Consider the following 15,866-nt stretch of genomic DNA (forward strand, 5'->3'; position numbering starts at 1 on the left):
TTATATCGTGCGCGGACGATTCCGTGCACTCCTGATCCCTGTACGAGTCGCTGCTGACCGCGAGCGAGGGGGCACGCGACGAACGCGAGGCGCTGTTCCCGGTGCCCGAATATGAGCGCGAGTCCTTACAGCCGGTGCGAATACACTCGACACACAAGCGGCACCGCCGTCACTGTCTGGTATCGACGTGCTGAAGGTGGGGAGTCGGCTGTCCAGCGGTCTCTGGGGTGGCCGGAACCGTCCTGATCCGTGTCGGTCTCAGGACTGCGGTCGCGGTGCGGCTTTCTGGAGCGCGCTTTCGGCGATGTTGCCGCCGTAGTCGGCAGTCCGTGACAGCGAGTCCACGATGAGGCCGAGCACTTGCGCGCTCTGCGGGTCGAACTCACGGATCTCGCCGTCGACTTCGCGGGCGGTCCCGTCGACGTCGGGAATCCGGTTCCGGGCCTCGTTTGCCAGTTCGACGGCCTCGTCGGAATCGTCGGTCAGCAGGGCATCCATGGCGGTTTCGGGGACGGCGATGGCCTCGGCTTCCAGTTGGTCGAGGAGGTCGGCAGTTTCGCCGGTGATCTCGCCGATCTCCTGGGAGAGCCCGGCGATTTTGGTCGCGTGGTCGGCGATACGCTCTAGCTGGCGGGCGCTGGACTGGAAATCGAACACGGTCTCTCGCGGAAAGCCGATTTCGTTGGCAGCCGTCGGATTGCGGAGGACGGTACGGAACACGCGCGAGACCATGTACCAGAGGCGGTCCACGTCGTCGTCGCGCTGCATCACGTCTTCTGCGAGGTCGTTGTCGTCCTCGATGAGCGCTTCGACGGCGTCCGAGAGCATCGTCAGCGAGACCAGCCGCATACGCGTGATGGCGTTGTGGACCGACAGCTCGGAGGAGTCCAGCAGGTCCTGCAGGACGACCCTGTCGGTCGTCTCCTCGATCATCTCCAGGCCGACAAGCCCCTGTGTCGCATCGCGGATTATCCGCCGCTGTTCGGCCGTGATCCGCGAGGCTTCGAGCTGGATGATGTCGAAGCCGCTGACGTACATCGTCATTACCGCTCGCGTGAGTTCGTGCCTGTTTTCGAGCCCGTCCACGTCGAGACTCCCCTCCACGCGGCCGTTGTCCCGCTGGGGAGCGAGCAATAGCAGGTCCCGTTCGGCGTGGAACTCGACGACGCTGCCCGCGCTCACGTCGTTTTCTGTCGCCCACTCTTTGGGTAGGGAGACGGTGTATGTCGACCCGCCTGTCACCTGGACCTTACGTGTCTCCATGTGACTGCCACTCGTTCACGGGATGATATAAATCCACTCATATCTATATACTATACTGAAGCTCTAATATTTGAGGACATATTCGCCGGCTAAGCGGACGTTCTGTGACGATATTCGACAGTATAGACGATGCAGACGGCTAACACACCTGTTTCTGATGACCGTCCGTTCCTGGCTCATTCGGGGCTCTAGCGGCCCAATGCTGACGGTGCCGCTGATATATGCCTACCTGTTTGTGGTTGTTTACCACACCATATCTATATAGTAATACGCCATACGATATAGATATCTTAGCAGATTACTTATTAGCTGTCTCACTGGACTCTGGTGATGGCGCACGATCCAGACGGGCTGTCAGAGTTCGTATCGCGGCGGAAATTCATCGCAACGACAGGTGCGACCAGCATTGCTGCAATCGCCGGGTGTTCCAGCGGCAGCGGCGGTTCCGAGTCGGACGGGAGTTCCGGCGGGAGTGCGGACACCGAGGCGGCGTCGACGGAGACGGACGCGACCGCAATGGAAGAGACCGAGAGCACGGCCGAAGGGAGCAACTCCGGCGGCAGCGGGGCTCTCGAATCCGGCGGTTCCTCGACAGTGTATCCCATCGCGAACACTGCGGCCTCCTACTGGAACGCCAACCGACCGGCCAGCGACTCCGAGTACTGGCCCCACGGTGAGTACGACATCGACACGGACCAGAATCTCGCCGACTACTGGGCGGGGCTCTACGGATTCGAGGCCGGCGGCGAGGACGGCCCGCCGTTCCAGTTCACCGTCGGGCTCTCCCACTCCGGGACCGGCGTTGAGAAGGTCATGAACGGCCAGAACGACATCGGAAACTCCTCGGGGAACGTCGAGGACGAACTGCCGGACCGTGACTCCTACGAGCAGTTCGTCGACCACGTCGTCGGCGTGGACGGCCAGCCGCTGGTCGTCTCTCAGGAGATCGCCGACGCCGGTGTCGAACAGGTCACCGGTGATCAACTCAAGGGCCTCTACAAGGGCGAAATCACCAACTGGAGCGAACTCGGCGGCCCGGACCGCGAGATTCAGGTGCTCGGCCGCGTCAAGGGCTCCGGGACGCGAACGTCGTTCGTCTCCAACGTCTTCGGCAACCCCGAAGAAGACACCAGTGTCGCCAACCGCTACGGCCAGAACCAGCGCCTTGCACAGGCCATCGCACAGGCCGACAACGCCATCAGCTATCTCGCGCTGGCGTTCATCGACACCGACGGGCTGGCCCCCATCGCGCTGGAATGGGAAGGGACGACCTACAGCTACCAGGACGACCAGAACGGCCTGGACTCGAAGGCCTACCCCCTCTCGCGCGACCTCCACATGTACACGTGGGAAGGCACCTCGAAGAAGGAGGCCGCCGTCATCAACATGATCCTGTCCGACTTCGGTCAGGACACCTTCGTCGCGCCGAACAACTACTTCAAGCTCGGCGCTCGCCGCCAGGAAGAGCAGCGCGCCAAGCTCCCCGATCAGGTGTGATCGACCGCAACTGAGGTTCAGTTGGACGACTGTCGACCGTGTCGGTCGGTTTTCCATACTATGACTGAGGACATACCTACGACGGAGGGCGAGTCGGTGTCGAGCGAGGACAGAGTTGACGGGTCGACGCTCGCTGTCGGCGCAGTCGCGACGACGCTGATGGCGACGATTCTCGTCTTCCTGTTTCGGCCGGCCCTGGCACTGCCCATGCTGCTCGCGTTCGTGTTCGTCACGGCGGTCGGCTGGGTCACCTATCAGGCCGAGGTTGCACGCCTGCTCACGCTGGTCGCGACGATCCTCACGGTGCTGACCGTCGCGTTCATCACGTTCTTCCTGTTCGTGAGCGCACTGCCGGCGTTTCTCGAACACGGACTCGGACTGCTGCTGATTCCGGAGCAAAACGGTGCGGCCCGCTGGTTCTTCTGGCTCGAATCCGTGCTGCCGTCGGACTCGACGTACTGGAACCCGCTCAGCGGGGCTTACTCCCTGATACCGATGATATGGGCGACGGTCGTCGTCACCGCCATTGCGGGCGCGGTGGCGGGGCCGCTCGGCCTCTTCGGCGCGCTGTTCATCGCCGAAGTCGCCAGCGACCGCCTGCGGGAACTCATCAAGCCCGGCGTCGAGATCCTGGCCGGTATCCCCTCTATCGTCTACGGGTTCATCGGCTTCCAGGTGCTGAACGGCTTCATCCAGACGAACTTCCTCGACGACGGGGCGAGCTTCCTCATCGCCGGCATCGTCGTCGGCGTGATGGCGCTTCCGACGGTCGTCTCCGTCGGCGAGGATGCCCTCTCCAGCGTCCCCCAGTCGATGGGTGACGGCTCCGTCGCGATGGGCGCGACCGAGTGGCAGACGATGAAGAGCATCTCCATCCCCGCGGCGTTCTCGGGCATCTCAGCTGCCGTCATCCTCGGCCTGGGCCGGGCCATCGGCGAGACGATGGCCGTCGCCGCGATCATGGCCTCGGGGACGCAGTTCGCCGACCCGCTGTTCGATATTTTCGACGCCAACGCGACGCTGACAAGCCTGATCGCGACCCAGTACGGGAGCGCATCCGAGAGCACCGTCGACGTGCTGTTCGTCGCCGGCGTGATGCTGTTCGTCATCGTCGCCGGGATGAGCATCGTCTCGCAGTACATCGAGCGGCGCATGCAGCGGAAACTGAAGGGGCAACAATGAGTGACGCCTACGCGACCACGGACCGACTCGTCAGCGCGGATTCGAACATCTACGACCGGGGGCTCGATACGGCGATTGCGCTGAGCGTCGTCGGCTTCGCGCTCGGGCTCGTCACGCTCGTGAACCTGGTCCCGCCCGGTGCCAGCGGCGGGACCCTCACCACGGCCTTCGGGACGCTGCTGGCAGTCGTGGTCGGAGCGGTCGGAATGACCGGTCTCGCCTCCTACACCAACGTCGTCCCGGTCACCTCACAGCGGGTACGGGGCATCGGGCTCGGCCTCGTCGTTTCGACGGTCGCGCTGACCGCCCTCGCAGCGACCCTTCCGGTGACGATGGCGACGCTGCTGGGAACCGTGTTGCTGGTCGAGGCGCTGGCGGTCACCGTCGCCGGCGTCACCTCCCGGCTCGACCTCGTGGACACGGAACCGAACATGAGCGCCGGGCTGCTCTCCGGCGTGGCCTTCGGCGCTATCGGCCTCGCCATGGGGGGCGCCGCCGGGGGAGCGCTCGCCGGGTTCGGCTCGCTCCTGTGGCTCGTCGGCGCCGTCGCCGCCGGCGTCGGCCTGTTCCTGCTGGCGATTCTCCCCCGCGAAGACCTCGGCTCGACGCTCCCGACGGCCATCGTGGTCGGCGCGCTCGGGCTGACGATCGTGACCGGCACCATCGGCGTCGGCTGGCAGTGGAACCCGCAGACGCTCTCCGGCGGGTTCACCGGCGGCGCGGTCATCCCGGTGTTCCTCCTGGTCGGGACGCTCCTGTCGGCCTGGTCGGCCGCGAAGTGCCGGGCCGGGTTCGGTGCCCGGGGCCGTGAGTACGGGGCTTTCCTCGTCATCAACCTCAACGCCTTCCTGATGGTGGCCGTGATGGCGACGATCGTCGTGTTCGTGACTATCAAGGGTGTCGGCTACGCCTTCCACGGACTTTCGGTCGGTGCGCTGACCGCGCTGGTCCTCCTGACGCCGGCGCTTCTCGCCGCGGTCCAGTTCGCTCGCACGCCAGCAGGCGCGAACGACTGGAACGCTGGCGCTCGACAGCTGTTCCGGGTCCTCCCGCTGGCGGCGGTCGGCGCGCTCGCCGCGACGTTCGTGAGCGTGCTCGTCACCGGGTCCCCGCTGCGGTACCCCTACACCTACACCGTGCAGGTCAACCGACAGGGGCAGGCCCTCGATACAGCAATCGCGGTGACACCCGACACGACGGTCGGGACGCTACTGCTGATCGCGCCCGCGCTACTACTGGCGGTCACCTTCTTCCGCTCGTTCGGCTCGCTCCGAAAGGTCGGGACGGAGTCCGAGCGGACCGGTTCGGTTCGACAGGCCGTCCCGACCGCGGTTCTCGCGCTCGTCGTGCTCATCGGCCTCTTCCTGGTTCTCGGTCCCGCCCCGTTCGGTCTGCCACTCGGCGGCACGCTCGGATTCGCCGCCGTCGTCGCCGGTGCGGTCGCGGCGGGCGGCCTCGCCGTCTCCCCGCTCGTCGGCGTGCTCACGAGCGACGGGCCGACGCTGGCAGACAGCGCACAGCGCGAGGCCCCGCTGTTCACGCTGGGGGTGTTCGGCGGGCTCGGGCTGTTGCTGACCGCGCTCGTTCTCCAGCCCGTCGCCGGCGTCAATCCGCAGGTCGGTCCGGTGAACCTCGTCCCGGCGGTCGCGTTCGCGGCCGCCCTCGCCTCGCTCGCGCTGGCGACGCTCACGACTATCGCAAAGCGGTCCAGCGAGGCGACGATTACCCGCCGGTTGCTGACCGAGGAGACGCGGCTCGGCCTCGTCGGCGCGGCCGGTTTCACTGCCCTGGTGGGCCTGCACGTGGCCGCGACCGGTGTCTCGTTCACTGTGCTCGGCGTCTCTGTCTCGAACGCGAGCAGCCTCTCGTGGCCGATGGTGATGCAGGCCTACATCCCGCTGGGGGCCGAACCCGGCGGGATCATGCCTGCTATCATCGGCACGGTGTGGCTGGTCATCGGCGCGACGCTGTTCGCCGTCCCGCTGGGCGTCGGTGCGGCGGTGTTCCTCACCGAGTACGCCGAGCAGGGCCAGTTCACCGCACTCGTCGAGATCGCGACGAACGCGCTCTGGTCCACGCCGAGCATCGTCTTCGGCCTGTTCGGGGCCGCGTTCCTGATTCCGCGGCTGGGCGGCGACGAGTCCCTGCTGGCCGGGATGCTGGTGCTCGGGTTCATGCTCCTGCCGCTGGTGCTCATCACCTCACGGGAGTCCATCAAGGCCGTCCCCGACGAGTACCGGGACGCCAGCGCGGCACTGGGCGTGACCCGGTGGGAGACGATCAAAAGCGTCGTCCTGCCGGCGGCGATGCCGGGCGTCATCACCGGCGTCATCCTCGGCGTCGGCCGCATCGCGGGCGAGACCGCCCCGCTCATTCTCGTGCTCGGGTCGACGCTGAACGCGACGGCCGCCGTCGACGTCATCGGTGGCTTCCGCTTCGTCTCGGGGCCGCCGTTCATCGCCAACGACGCCTTGCTGACGGCCTCGGCGTCGCTGCCGACGCAGGTGTGGGCCGTCATCGCGGCCGGGGTGTCGGGGTCGCCACAGATGGGGTGGGCGACGGCGTTCATCCTGCTGATGGTCGTGCTGACGTTCTACGCGGTCGGTATCACGGCGCGGACGTACTTCCGGAGGAAGCTCAACTATGAGTGATAGCATCAACACGGAGACGAGCACTGACACGCAAACGAACGGCAGACAGACGGTCGAAGCCGCCTCGCCGAGCACCGAGACGACGGCCGGTGAGAGCGAGGAGCAGGTCCGCGAGGAGTGGCGGCAATACCAGTTCGACGGCGACACGAAACTCTCGGTCGAGAACCTCGACGTCTGGTACGGCGACGACCACGCGCTGAAAGACGTCTCGATGGAGATCCCGGAAAACAGCGTCACGGCGCTCATCGGGCCGTCTGGGTGTGGCAAGTCGACGTATCTCCGATGTCTGAACCGGATGAACGACCGCATCAAGGCCGCCCGCATCGACGGCTCGGTCGAACTGGAAGGCACCGAAATCTACGACCCCAACGCCAACCTCGTCGAACTCCGCAAGCGCATCGGGATGGTGTTCCAGTCGCCGAACCCGTTCCCGAAATCCATCCGCGAGAACATCTCCTACGGCCCTCGCAAGCACGGCGACATCAACAAGGGCCTGCTCGCGCGCCTGTTCGGCCGCGATGACACCGAAGAGGAGGCCGAACTCGTCGAGCGGTCGCTGAAGCAGGCCGCGCTGTGGGACGAGGTCAGCGACCGCCTCGACGACAACGCGCTGGGCCTCTCGGGCGGCCAGCAGCAACGACTCTGTATCGCCCGCTGTCTGGCCGTCGACCCCGAGGTCATCCTGATGGACGAGCCGGCGTCGGCGCTCGATCCAATCGCCACGTCGAAAATTGAGGATCTCGTCGAGGAACTGTCGAAGGACTACACCGTCGTCATCGTCACCCACAATATGCAGCAGGCGGCCCGCATCTCCGACCAGACCGCCGTGTTCCTCACCGGCGGCGAACTCGTGGAGTACGACGACACGGACAAGATCTTCGAGAACCCCGAGAGCCAGCGCGTCGAGGACTACATCACCGGCAAGTTCGGGTAACCTATGTCACGAGAGTCGTACCAGCAACAACTGGACGAACTTCGGGCGAACGTGGTCGCGATGGGCGAGCTCGTCGTCGAGCGACTCGATGCGGCGCTGACCGCGCTACGGTCCGTCGACGAGGACCTGGCACGGTCGGTCATCGACGGCGACGACGAGATCAACGAGCTGTATCTCGACCTCGAAGCGGACTGCATCGACCTCTTCGCCCTCCAGCAGCCGGTCGCGACCGACCTCCGCTTCGTCGCCGCCTCGTTCAAGATTATCACCGATCTCGAACGCGTCGCGGACCTCGCGACGAACCTCGCCGAGTACGCGCAGTCCGCCGACCGCCGGCACGGGCCCGAGATAGACGTCGACACGATTGGCCGGGAAGCCACCGAGATGGTCGAGCGCAGTATCGACGCCTACCGGCGGGAAGACATCAAAGAGTGCCGCACCATCGCGGCTGACGACGACGAACTCGACGCGCTCTGTCAGCGGGCCAGCGAGACTGTCGCCCGGGATCTCATCGAACGGGAGGCCGACACCGACGACGGCTGGGCGGTCGAGCAGCTTCTCGATGAGGTTTCGGCGCTGCTGCTTACCGTGCGGGACCTCGAACGGGTCGGGGACCACGCCGTCAACATCGCCGCGCGCACGCTGTACATGGTCGAAACCGACTCGGAACTCATCTACTAAGCATGGACACCCGAAAGATACAGACGGTCGGCGGCGGGACCTACACCGTTTCGCTGCCGAAAGAGTGGGCCGAATCGGAGGGCTGTACGGCCGGGACGACGGTCAACCTCCACACGCACATCGACGGTCTGCTAGTGATTCAGACCCCAGAATCTCGGACCGAACCGCGGAACCGCCTCACGCTGGAAATCGGAAACGACGACCCAGCCGAGATCGAGCAGTTGCTTCGGGCGGCCTACGCTGCCGGCGTCGAGTCCGTCGTCCTCGAAGCCCCCAATGGCTACACCGACGAGCAACACCGGGCCATCGAACGCGTCACCCGGAACCTGACCGGCGTAACCATCGCCGAGGAGACCGAAACGCAGGTGACGGTCCAGACGCTGCTCGATGCCGGCGAGGTGTCCGTCAGGCAGTCGGTTCGCCAGCTCCAGTTCGTCGCGCTGTCGATGCAACGGGACGCGATGGCCGCGCTCACGACCGGGGCGACCAGTGACCGGTGGGCTGACCGCGACAACCAGGCTGACCGGCTGTACGCCATGATCGACCGCTACTTCGAGCGTGGACTGGCCCGGCTCGACGAGATTGACGCGCTCGGGCTGACGCGCCCCGAACTGTTCAGCCTCTGGGCGACCGCGAACGAACTCGAACGCGTGGCCGACCACGCCGAACGGATCGGTACCGTCGCCGACCGCCTCGACGGCCAGCCCGCCGGTACCATCGTCACCGACCTCGACGACATCGCGCAGGACGTTCGAACCGTGGTCGAAGACGCCGTCCGCGTCATCATCGGCGACGCCTGCGTCGCGACCGCCCGACAGACCCTCGCCACGCGCCGGGCCGTGCGCCAGCGGATAACCGATCTCGACCGACAGTTGTTCGAATCTGGAGACGTAGACTACCGGCTCACGCGCGCCCTCGACAGCCTCGCCAGAACGGCCGAGCACGGCGGCAACATCGCCGAGTTCGGGCTTCGGATGGCCGTCCGCGACGGTGCGCTCGCCGACTCGACGGCCGGCACCGACGAAGCGAACACGCCGAGTTCGACGGCCGAGACAGAATCCTGACGCAACACACAGCACACAAGACCCGTCGGTCCGGAGACCCGCTATGGTTGACTGGGACGTGTACCTCGTCACGCAGGCGTCACTCTCGGCGGGCCGGACAACCGACGAACTCGTCGCGGACGCGATTGCCGGCGGCGTCGGCGTCGTCCAGCTCCGTGAGAAGGACCGGTCCGCACGCGAACGGTACGAACTGGGACAGGAACTGCGAGAACTGACCCGCGAGGCCGGCGTCACATTCATCGTCAACGACCGTGTGGATATCGCCCAGGCACTCGACGCCGACGGTGTCCACCTCGGCGACGACGACCTTCCCGTTTCTGCCGCGCGGGACCTCCTCGGCGACGACGCGCTCATCGGCCGCTCCGTCTCGACCGTCGAAGATGCCCGGGAAGCGGCGGCGGCCGGCGCGGACTACCTCGGCGTCGGCGCGGTGTTTGCCACCGGGTCGAAAGACGACATCGACGACGACGAACACGCGGTCGGCACCGACCGCGTCGCCGCCATCGCCGATGCAGTGGACATTCCCTTCGTCGGCATCGGCGGCATCACAGCCGAAAACGCCACCGAGGTCGTCCAAGCGGGGGCTGACGGCGTCGCCGTCATCACTGCAATCACGCAGGCCGACGACCCGGCCGCGGCGGCGGCAAATCTGGTAGACGCCGTTGAGCACGGGCGCTAACCGGTTTTATTTCGCTCTGACTACGCGGCTCACACCTTCTCACATTTCTTCCGTGGGTTGCTGACACTGATTGGTCGCTGCGAAAACATTATATTAGCACACGCTAATATTAGAACACACTAATATGTCTTCAGACCAGTCAGAGACACAACCGCCAGAGGGGGACGGTCCGGAATCGGACTGCTGTCCGTCCGCTAGCCTCTCTCTGTCGGAAGACGAACTCGCTGCGGACGTACAGACGCTCGCGACGCTCGGGACGGACACCCGCTACGAGGCCCTCCGACTCATCGCCGGGGCCGACGAGGCGGTGTGCGTCTGCGAGCTAGAACCGGCGCTCGGCGTGAGTCAGGGCGCTGTCAGCCAGGCACTCTCGCGGCTGTTCGGCGCGGGTCTGGTCGAGCGACGCAAGGAGGGCCGCTGGCGGTACTACACCGCGACGCCACGCGCTGAACGGCTCCTCGAAGTCCTCGACGAGACGAGGGAGATGCCTGCTGACTAAGACAATGCAGCAACCACCATCCGCTCCGCGTGACCGTCCCGGATTGAATCCCACGTGGCGGCGAATTGCGGCGAGCTACGCCCTGTTACTCGCGTTTTTCGCACTACTGTGGGCCATCAGCCAACCGCTCGCCGGTCTCGGTGCCCTCGCGGCGCTCGCTGGTCTGGTCGTCGGTGCGAGACGGGCCGCGAGACTGCGGCGCTGTTTCTACACCTGCGACGCGCTCACGCTCAAGCCGTTCGGGAGCGTTCGCATCACGATCAGCCGGGTCGAGAACTCGAACTGACGGCACCGTTTGCTATCGCTGTTGTCGTGTCTCCTCTGGCTATCTAAGCCCGCCCGCGGCTACGCCGACTGCTGCAGTTTCTCTCGCAACTGTCGCTCGTCGACGTGGTATTTGAACGCCGGCGAGTCGTCGACGAAGACGTAGGGGACGCGCTCGCCGTACTCTTCGCGGAGACCGGGGTCCTCATCGACGTCGACGAGGTCCAGCGCGATGGTGACACCTTCAGCATCGGCGACCTGCTCGATTGTCTCGACGGCTTCCTCACAGAGATGACAGTCCTCGCGCGTGTACACGGTGACCGACACGTCGCTCATCACTGGGAACACAGTGGCGACGGCATAAGACTCTCACTCTCTCGCCGTCGATGGGTTTCAATGTCTCGCGCCCGTACCTGTGCCAATGACAGGCTGGACTATCGAGGACATGCCCCCGCTGACGGACCGAACCGTGGTCGTGACTGGTGCGAACAGCGGGCTGGGACTCGAAGGCTCGAAGGCGTTCGCTCGCAGGGCCGCGACGGTGGTAATGGCCTGCCGGAGCGTCGAGCGCGGCGAATCGGCCGCCACGGAAATTCGCGAAGCCGTTCCGAACGCGACGCTCGATGTCCGCGAGTGTGACCTGGCCGATCTGTCGAACGTCGCGGCGTTCGCCGAGGGCCTCCACGAGGACTACGACGCCGTCGACATCCTCTGTAACAACGCCGGCGTCATGGCGATTCCCCGGAGCGAGACGGCCGACGGCTTCGAGACGCAGTTCGGCGTCAACCATCTGGGCCATTTCGCTCTGACCGGGCACCTGCTTGACCTGCTCCGCGCTTCCGACGGCGAATCCCGAATCGTCACGCAGTCCAGCGGCGCGCACGAGATGGGCGAGATCGACTTCGACGACCTCCAGCGCGAGCGCTCCTACGGGAAGTGGTCGGCCTACGGCCAGAGCAAACTCGCCAACCTCCTCTTCGCCTACGAACTCCAGCGGCGCCTCGGCAACCACGGCTGGGACGACGTGATAAGCGTCGCCTGCCATCCCGGCTACGCCGACACCGACCTCCAGTTCCGCGGGCCGCGGGAGATGGGGTCGACGCTGCGAACCGCGGCCATGGGCATCGCCAACGCCGTCTTCGCGCAATCCGCTGCACGGGGGGCGCTGCCGATGCTGTACGCCGCCACCGCCGAGGACGTCATCGGCGGCGAGTACATCGGGCCCGGCGGGCTGTTCGACATGCGTGGTGCGCCCGAGTTCCAGCAGTCGAACGACGCTTCGCGCGACGAGGAAACCGCCGAGCGGCTCTGGGAGGTCTCGACCGACCTCACTGGCGTCGAGTACGACTTCGAGAGCATCTGAGAACGGCCGACAGTGCTTCCGGGACGCGATCTGGACCGGAAATCCCCACTTTTTCACCGCCGGAACGTGAACCCCGGCGGCACATGCAACCAGTCGAAATCGCGGCCAGGCTGCTTGCAGGACTCGCCCTGATCCTCGCGAACGGCTTCTTCGTCGCCATCGAGTTCGCGCTGACGCGGGCCAGACAGTACACTGAATCGGAGTTCGACGAGCCCGGCCTCCGGCGCGCCTGGGAGATGACCGACGACCTCGAGATCTACCTGACGAGCTGTCAGGTCGGCATCACCGCCTCCAGCATCGCCGTCGGTATCGTCGCCGAACCGGCACTCGCGGCCATCTTCGAGCCGTACTTCCAGTCCTCCGCGCTGGCCGGGGTCGGGGCCGGCGCGGCCATCGCCTTCCTCATCATCAACCTCGTCCACCTGACCCACGGCGAGCAGACGCCGACGTACCTCGGCGTCGAGCGCGCGAAGTTCGTCTGTCGGTACGGCGCGACCCCACTGTACTACTTTGCGTGGCTCATCTCGCCGATCATCAAGGTCGGCGACGGCGTCGCGAAGTGGACGCTCGGGCTGTTCGGCGTCGAGATGTCCGGCGCGTGGCTCGAAACCGAAGTCGATAGCATCGAATCCCGCGCGGAACTGCGCAACGAACTCGGCTCCGTCCTCGACCGCGGTGACGTATCCGACGAGCGCCGCGAGGAGGTCCTCTCCGCGTTCCGCGTCGGCGACCGCGAAGTCCGCGAAGTGATGGTCCCCCGGGAAGACATCGTTGCGCTGTCGCCTACTGACGACGACGCGACCAACGCCGAGCGGATCGCCGAGACGCCACACACCCGCTATCCGCTCGTCGGCGAGACGCTGGAAGCGTTCCTCGGCATCGTTTACATCCCCGCGCTCGTCGACGAGCGCGAGGAACAGGACGGGTCTGGCGGCTTGCTGGACGGAATCGACCTCGAAGCCGTCGCCTCGCCGCCGATGACGATGTCGCCGGACACGACCGTCAGCGACGCCATCGACCAGTTCCAGGCCGAGCGCCAGGAACTCGCGTTCGTCCTTGAGGACGGCGAAGTCGTCGGGCTGGTGACGGTCACGGATCTGCTTGAAGAGGTCGTCGGCGACATCCAGGACCCGATGGACGCCGCGGCCGGCGTCGCCTGACGCTGAAAGCATTTACCGCTCGGCCGGAAACCGGCGACTATGCCCTCCCGCCGGACCGTCCTCGGTACCGTTGCCTGTACGCTCACCGCCGGCTGTGCCGGATTCGGCGACGACCCTTCGACGGCGGTTACGCCGAGTCCGGCCCCGGTAGTTCTGTCACCGGTCGACGCCGCGGCGGTGCCCGAATCGGCGACCGTCGGTATCTTCTCCGAGACGACGTCGGCCATCAGAGCGGCCATCCGCGACCCCACAGAGGACGTGACGGATCGCGAGTGGGCACACGTGGTTCACGAATTCGACTGTTTCGGGTTCGACGGCGCGACGTACGAAATAGCCGAGCGGACCAGCGGGTCCGGCGGGTACGTCAACGAGTACAGCGTGACCGAGGTCGACGACCCCGGGAACGAGTCGACGGTTCGCGTGGCCGACCTCCCGGACAGCGACCGGCGTGCCGCCATCGACGCGATAGCGGCGGGTGAACACAGATACGACTCCGACGAAGGCGGTTTTGAGCCGAATAGCTCGGTATACGTCTACAACGGGTCGTACTACGTGTTCTCGTGGGAAGTCCATGCTGACAAGCCAGTCATGCGGACGTTTGCGGTCGAAGCGACAGCCGGCGACCGGTGTGTGACGCTCGAACCGCTATCGCTCGATGACGAGCAGGCCGAGGCGCTCGATTCGGCGCTCCAGTCGGGCGAGGGGTCGACTATTACCGGTACGGTGGCCCGTATGCTGACCGAATCGGACACGGGATACATCATCCGGCACGGGGACTGCTACGAACTGGCCACTCCGACCGACGGGACCGAGAGCTGAGACGGCTACCGCGGCGGCGTGTAGAAGTTGCCTGTCTCCAGCGGCCCGTCCCCGCCGTTTTCGATGCCGCGGCGTTCGCCAGCCTCGCTGCGGACGAGGTCGCCGGCGTTGTCCCGGTGGGCGGGACTATCGACGGTGACGACGCCGGTACCGCTGACCACGAACAGCCACCGGTCGCTGTCCTCGTGATAGTTTTCCGGCCCGCCGACGGACCGGTTTCGTATGGCTCACTCTCTGCCAGCGAGACCGCCGACGCGTCCGCTGAGCCGGGCCGCGATTCCTTCGAAGTGGGCGGTGCTCCAGACCGCGACAAAGAACGCCCCGAATGTGTTGAACACGAGGTCGTTCACGATGTCGCTTGTTCCGTACTGGGCGAGGACCGCCTCGCCGCCGACCACCGATGCGAAGCCGCCGCTGGCGAACTCAAGGATCTCCCAGCCGACACCCACAGCGAGGACAAACAGGACGACGAAGGTCGCACGGAATCCGCGATTGAATACGACTGCCTGGGCGTGACGTTCTACCGCCCGTGCGACCGCGTATCCCACGCCGGCCACGAGCGATGCCGAGACGGCATGGGTCAGGCTGTCGTACCAGCCGAACGCTTCGTACAGTTCGAGGGCGCCGGCCGCGTGCAGTGTTGACGCCACCGTGATCCACAGCACGAGGCCGGTGTCCATCGCGTAGCTGTACTCCCGGCGGAACAGCGCCGGCAGGAACGTTATCGCCAGCGGGCCGCCGCTGTTGACGAGCAGCGTCACGTTGCCCCGAACGAGCGCGAATACGGCTATTACACCGAGGACAGCCTGTAACGTCCGGACAGCGATGCGATGGTGCGTACCGTTCCCGGGAAGGGACGCTTCCGAGCGGTCAAACTCGGAGGAACCCGCTTCCGAGACGCGCAGTCGGGCGATGCGTGCTGACCGCTCGACGTACAGTTCGAACACGATACCGCCGACAATACCGGTACCCGCCGCGATGACGAGGTCCCACATCAACTCGGTCTGTCCGTCGAGGAACGCGGTTCCCAGCAGCGTGTCGGTCGCATAGATGCCGACCGCCCAGACGCCCGCGGCGGCCATTGTCACGATGACGACGAACACCGTCGCGAACCGCGGCGTCATCGTCAGCGAGGTAAACGCGTCGAGGACGACGGCCAGCAACAGCGCGACCCCGGCGACAACGAGAAACGGCGTGACCTGCGGGAAGCCGCCGAACGTCCGGACGACCACCGGCACTGCGACCAGCCCGAGCAACTCCGCGGGAACCGTCGTTTCGAGATTCCGTGCAGCGAGTGGTACCGCAACCGCTATCGCGACGAGGACCGCCGTGAGTACTGCCCAATCCAGCTCGCCGGCGGCCGCGAATCGTCCGGTGCTACCGACGAGGATTCCGGTTACCACCCACGCGCCAAGCGCATCGAGCCGGTGGGGACCGATGAGGGGCTGTAAAGAACTCATCACTGAGTGGGGATACGACGAGCGTCGTAATCAAAGCACGGCGGTTTTCCGGTATCCCGGCCCATGCTCGCTGCCTGCGCTGCCCCTGTCACGCGGCTGACTGACGGCTGTCTGACGAGGATATATTTCTCTGGCCGTCCCACTCCCCGTAATCAATGGACGAAGCGTTTCTGGACCTCGAATCGGTTGAGATCGAACTGGACGAGGAGTTGCTCGACGCGATTGACGACAAAGCGTTCGCCGACCACCGCGACAACCGGGACGCCGCGGTCCGCGATCTGCTCGACGAGTGGCTGAAACAGCGTGCCGTCGAAGACACAGACGAGAGGGACTGAACGGGGCAGAGAACG

17 protein-coding genes are annotated in these 15,866 nt (G+C 65.7%); 13 read left to right on the forward strand and 4 right to left on the reverse strand.

Annotated features, from left to right (window positions below; genetic code table 11):
• Positions 1-258: 258 nt before the first annotated feature.
• The gene (locus tag ACOZ4H_RS04345) at positions 259-1,263 is read right to left on the reverse strand and encodes a PhoU domain-containing protein (RefSeq protein ID WP_424328141.1); all 1,005 of its coding nucleotides are present in this window, start codon (positions 1,261-1,263) and stop codon (positions 259-261) included.
• A 330-nt stretch (positions 1,264-1,593) separates the two neighbouring features.
• Here ACOZ4H_RS04345 and ACOZ4H_RS04350 point away from each other — a divergent pair, with 330 nt between their 5' ends.
• The 9 genes from ACOZ4H_RS04350 (at position 1,594) to ACOZ4H_RS04390 (ending at position 10,736) form a co-directional block, all read left to right on the forward strand.
• The gene (locus ACOZ4H_RS04350) at positions 1,594-2,760 is read left to right on the forward strand and encodes a substrate-binding domain-containing protein (RefSeq protein WP_424328142.1); all 1,167 of its coding nucleotides are present in this window, start codon (positions 1,594-1,596) and stop codon (positions 2,758-2,760) included.
• 60 nt (positions 2,761-2,820) lie between these two features.
• Positions 2,821-3,942, forward strand: a complete 1,122-nt coding sequence (gene pstC / locus ACOZ4H_RS04355) for a phosphate ABC transporter permease subunit PstC (RefSeq protein ID WP_424328143.1) — start codon at positions 2,821-2,823, stop codon at positions 3,940-3,942.
• Complete coding sequence (gene pstA, locus ACOZ4H_RS04360; RefSeq protein ID WP_424328144.1) at positions 3,939-6,593, forward strand: phosphate ABC transporter permease PstA; 2,655 nt, start codon at positions 3,939-3,941, stop codon at positions 6,591-6,593. Before pstC ends, pstA begins: the two co-directional genes overlap by 4 nt.
• A complete protein-coding gene (pstB, locus tag ACOZ4H_RS04365) occupies positions 6,586-7,527 on the forward strand; it encodes a phosphate ABC transporter ATP-binding protein PstB (RefSeq protein WP_424328145.1) in 942 nt (313 codons plus the stop codon). The genes pstA and pstB overlap by 8 nt, the downstream gene beginning before the upstream one ends.
• A gap of 3 nt (positions 7,528-7,530) precedes the next feature.
• On the forward strand, positions 7,531-8,208 hold the full coding sequence (phoU, locus tag ACOZ4H_RS04370; RefSeq protein ID WP_424328146.1) for a phosphate signaling complex protein PhoU: 678 nt from the start codon (positions 7,531-7,533) through the stop codon (positions 8,206-8,208).
• Positions 8,209-8,210: 2 nt separating this feature from the next.
• Positions 8,211-9,272, forward strand: coding sequence for a PhoU domain-containing protein (locus tag ACOZ4H_RS04375; RefSeq protein ID WP_424328147.1), 1,062 nt, complete (start codon positions 8,211-8,213; stop codon positions 9,270-9,272).
• A 43-nt stretch (positions 9,273-9,315) separates the two neighbouring features.
• On the forward strand, positions 9,316-9,951 hold the full coding sequence (thiE, locus tag ACOZ4H_RS04380; RefSeq protein WP_424328148.1) for a thiamine phosphate synthase: 636 nt from the start codon (positions 9,316-9,318) through the stop codon (positions 9,949-9,951).
• Positions 9,952-10,075: 124 nt separating this feature from the next.
• On the forward strand, positions 10,076-10,450 hold the full coding sequence (locus tag ACOZ4H_RS04385; protein ID WP_424328149.1) for an ArsR/SmtB family transcription factor: 375 nt from the start codon (positions 10,076-10,078) through the stop codon (positions 10,448-10,450).
• Positions 10,451-10,454: 4 nt separating this feature from the next.
• Entirely contained in the window at positions 10,455-10,736 is a 282-nt protein-coding gene (locus ACOZ4H_RS04390) for a hypothetical protein (protein ID WP_424328150.1), read from the forward strand.
• Between the two features lie 59 nt (positions 10,737-10,795).
• Here the strand turns inward: ACOZ4H_RS04390 and ACOZ4H_RS04395 are convergent, their stop codons facing one another.
• The gene (locus ACOZ4H_RS04395) at positions 10,796-11,050 is read right to left on the reverse strand and encodes a glutaredoxin family protein (RefSeq protein ID WP_424328151.1); all 255 of its coding nucleotides are present in this window, start codon (positions 11,048-11,050) and stop codon (positions 10,796-10,798) included.
• An 85-nt stretch (positions 11,051-11,135) separates the two neighbouring features.
• Here ACOZ4H_RS04395 and ACOZ4H_RS04400 point away from each other — a divergent pair, with 85 nt between their 5' ends.
• From ACOZ4H_RS04400 to ACOZ4H_RS04410, 3 genes are all read left to right on the forward strand, one after another.
• Positions 11,136-12,077 carry an oxidoreductase gene (locus ACOZ4H_RS04400; protein ID WP_424328152.1) on the forward strand — a complete coding sequence of 314 codons (942 nt, stop codon included), beginning with the start codon at positions 11,136-11,138 and terminating at the stop codon, positions 12,075-12,077.
• A gap of 83 nt (positions 12,078-12,160) precedes the next feature.
• Positions 12,161-13,237, forward strand: coding sequence for a CNNM domain-containing protein (locus ACOZ4H_RS04405; protein WP_424328153.1), 1,077 nt, complete (start codon positions 12,161-12,163; stop codon positions 13,235-13,237).
• 39 nt (positions 13,238-13,276) lie between these two features.
• Positions 13,277-14,056 (forward strand): hypothetical protein, encoded by a 780-nt coding sequence (locus ACOZ4H_RS04410; protein WP_424328154.1) that lies wholly within the window; start codon positions 13,277-13,279, stop codon positions 14,054-14,056.
• A gap of 5 nt (positions 14,057-14,061) precedes the next feature.
• On the opposite strand, the gene ACOZ4H_RS04415 is transcribed toward ACOZ4H_RS04410, so the two are convergent.
• Entirely contained in the window at positions 14,062-14,280 is a 219-nt protein-coding gene (locus ACOZ4H_RS04415) for a cupin domain-containing protein (RefSeq protein ID WP_424330333.1), read from the reverse strand.
• 3 nt (positions 14,281-14,283) lie between these two features.
• Positions 14,284-15,516: a hypothetical protein gene (locus tag ACOZ4H_RS04420; protein ID WP_424328155.1), complete on the reverse strand. Its 1,233-nt coding sequence runs from the start codon at positions 15,514-15,516 to the stop codon at positions 14,284-14,286.
• A gap of 155 nt (positions 15,517-15,671) precedes the next feature.
• Here ACOZ4H_RS04420 and ACOZ4H_RS04425 point away from each other — a divergent pair, with 155 nt between their 5' ends.
• Positions 15,672-15,851: a ribbon-helix-helix protein, CopG family gene (locus tag ACOZ4H_RS04425; protein ID WP_424328156.1), complete on the forward strand. Its 180-nt coding sequence runs from the start codon at positions 15,672-15,674 to the stop codon at positions 15,849-15,851.
• The last annotated feature ends 15 nt before the right edge of the window (positions 15,852-15,866 follow it).

This window comes from Haloarcula amylolytica (assembly GCF_049705545.1).
GTDB classification, from domain to species: domain Archaea; phylum Halobacteriota; class Halobacteria; order Halobacteriales; family Haloarculaceae; genus Haloarcula; species Haloarcula amylolytica_B.

Excerpts from the sequence above, each read along its gene's own strand:
- ACOZ4H_RS04345 (WP_424328141.1), bottom strand. The coding sequence starts at position 1,263 with ATGGAGACACGTAAGGTCCAGGTGACAGGCGGGTCGACATACACCGTC.
- ACOZ4H_RS04350 (WP_424328142.1), top strand. The coding sequence starts at position 1,594 with ATGGCGCACGATCCAGACGGGCTGTCAGAGTTCGTATCGCGGCGGAAA.
- pstC (WP_424328143.1), top strand. The coding sequence starts at position 2,821 with ATGACTGAGGACATACCTACGACGGAGGGCGAGTCGGTGTCGAGCGAG.
- pstA (WP_424328144.1), top strand. The coding sequence starts at position 3,939 with ATGAGTGACGCCTACGCGACCACGGACCGACTCGTCAGCGCGGATTCG.
- pstB (WP_424328145.1), top strand. The coding sequence starts at position 6,586 with ATGAGTGATAGCATCAACACGGAGACGAGCACTGACACGCAAACGAAC.
- phoU (WP_424328146.1), top strand. The coding sequence starts at position 7,531 with ATGTCACGAGAGTCGTACCAGCAACAACTGGACGAACTTCGGGCGAAC.
- ACOZ4H_RS04375 (WP_424328147.1), top strand. The coding sequence starts at position 8,211 with ATGGACACCCGAAAGATACAGACGGTCGGCGGCGGGACCTACACCGTT.
- thiE (WP_424328148.1), top strand. The coding sequence starts at position 9,316 with ATGGTTGACTGGGACGTGTACCTCGTCACGCAGGCGTCACTCTCGGCG.
- ACOZ4H_RS04385 (WP_424328149.1), top strand. The coding sequence starts at position 10,076 with ATGTCTTCAGACCAGTCAGAGACACAACCGCCAGAGGGGGACGGTCCG.
- ACOZ4H_RS04390 (WP_424328150.1), top strand. The coding sequence starts at position 10,455 with ATGCAGCAACCACCATCCGCTCCGCGTGACCGTCCCGGATTGAATCCC.
- ACOZ4H_RS04395 (WP_424328151.1), bottom strand. The coding sequence starts at position 11,050 with ATGAGCGACGTGTCGGTCACCGTGTACACGCGCGAGGACTGTCATCTC.
- ACOZ4H_RS04400 (WP_424328152.1), top strand. The coding sequence starts at position 11,136 with ATGACAGGCTGGACTATCGAGGACATGCCCCCGCTGACGGACCGAACC.
- ACOZ4H_RS04405 (WP_424328153.1), top strand. The coding sequence starts at position 12,161 with ATGCAACCAGTCGAAATCGCGGCCAGGCTGCTTGCAGGACTCGCCCTG.
- ACOZ4H_RS04410 (WP_424328154.1), top strand. The coding sequence starts at position 13,277 with ATGCCCTCCCGCCGGACCGTCCTCGGTACCGTTGCCTGTACGCTCACC.
- ACOZ4H_RS04420 (WP_424328155.1), bottom strand. The coding sequence starts at position 15,516 with ATGAGTTCTTTACAGCCCCTCATCGGTCCCCACCGGCTCGATGCGCTT.
- ACOZ4H_RS04425 (WP_424328156.1), top strand. The coding sequence starts at position 15,672 with ATGGACGAAGCGTTTCTGGACCTCGAATCGGTTGAGATCGAACTGGAC.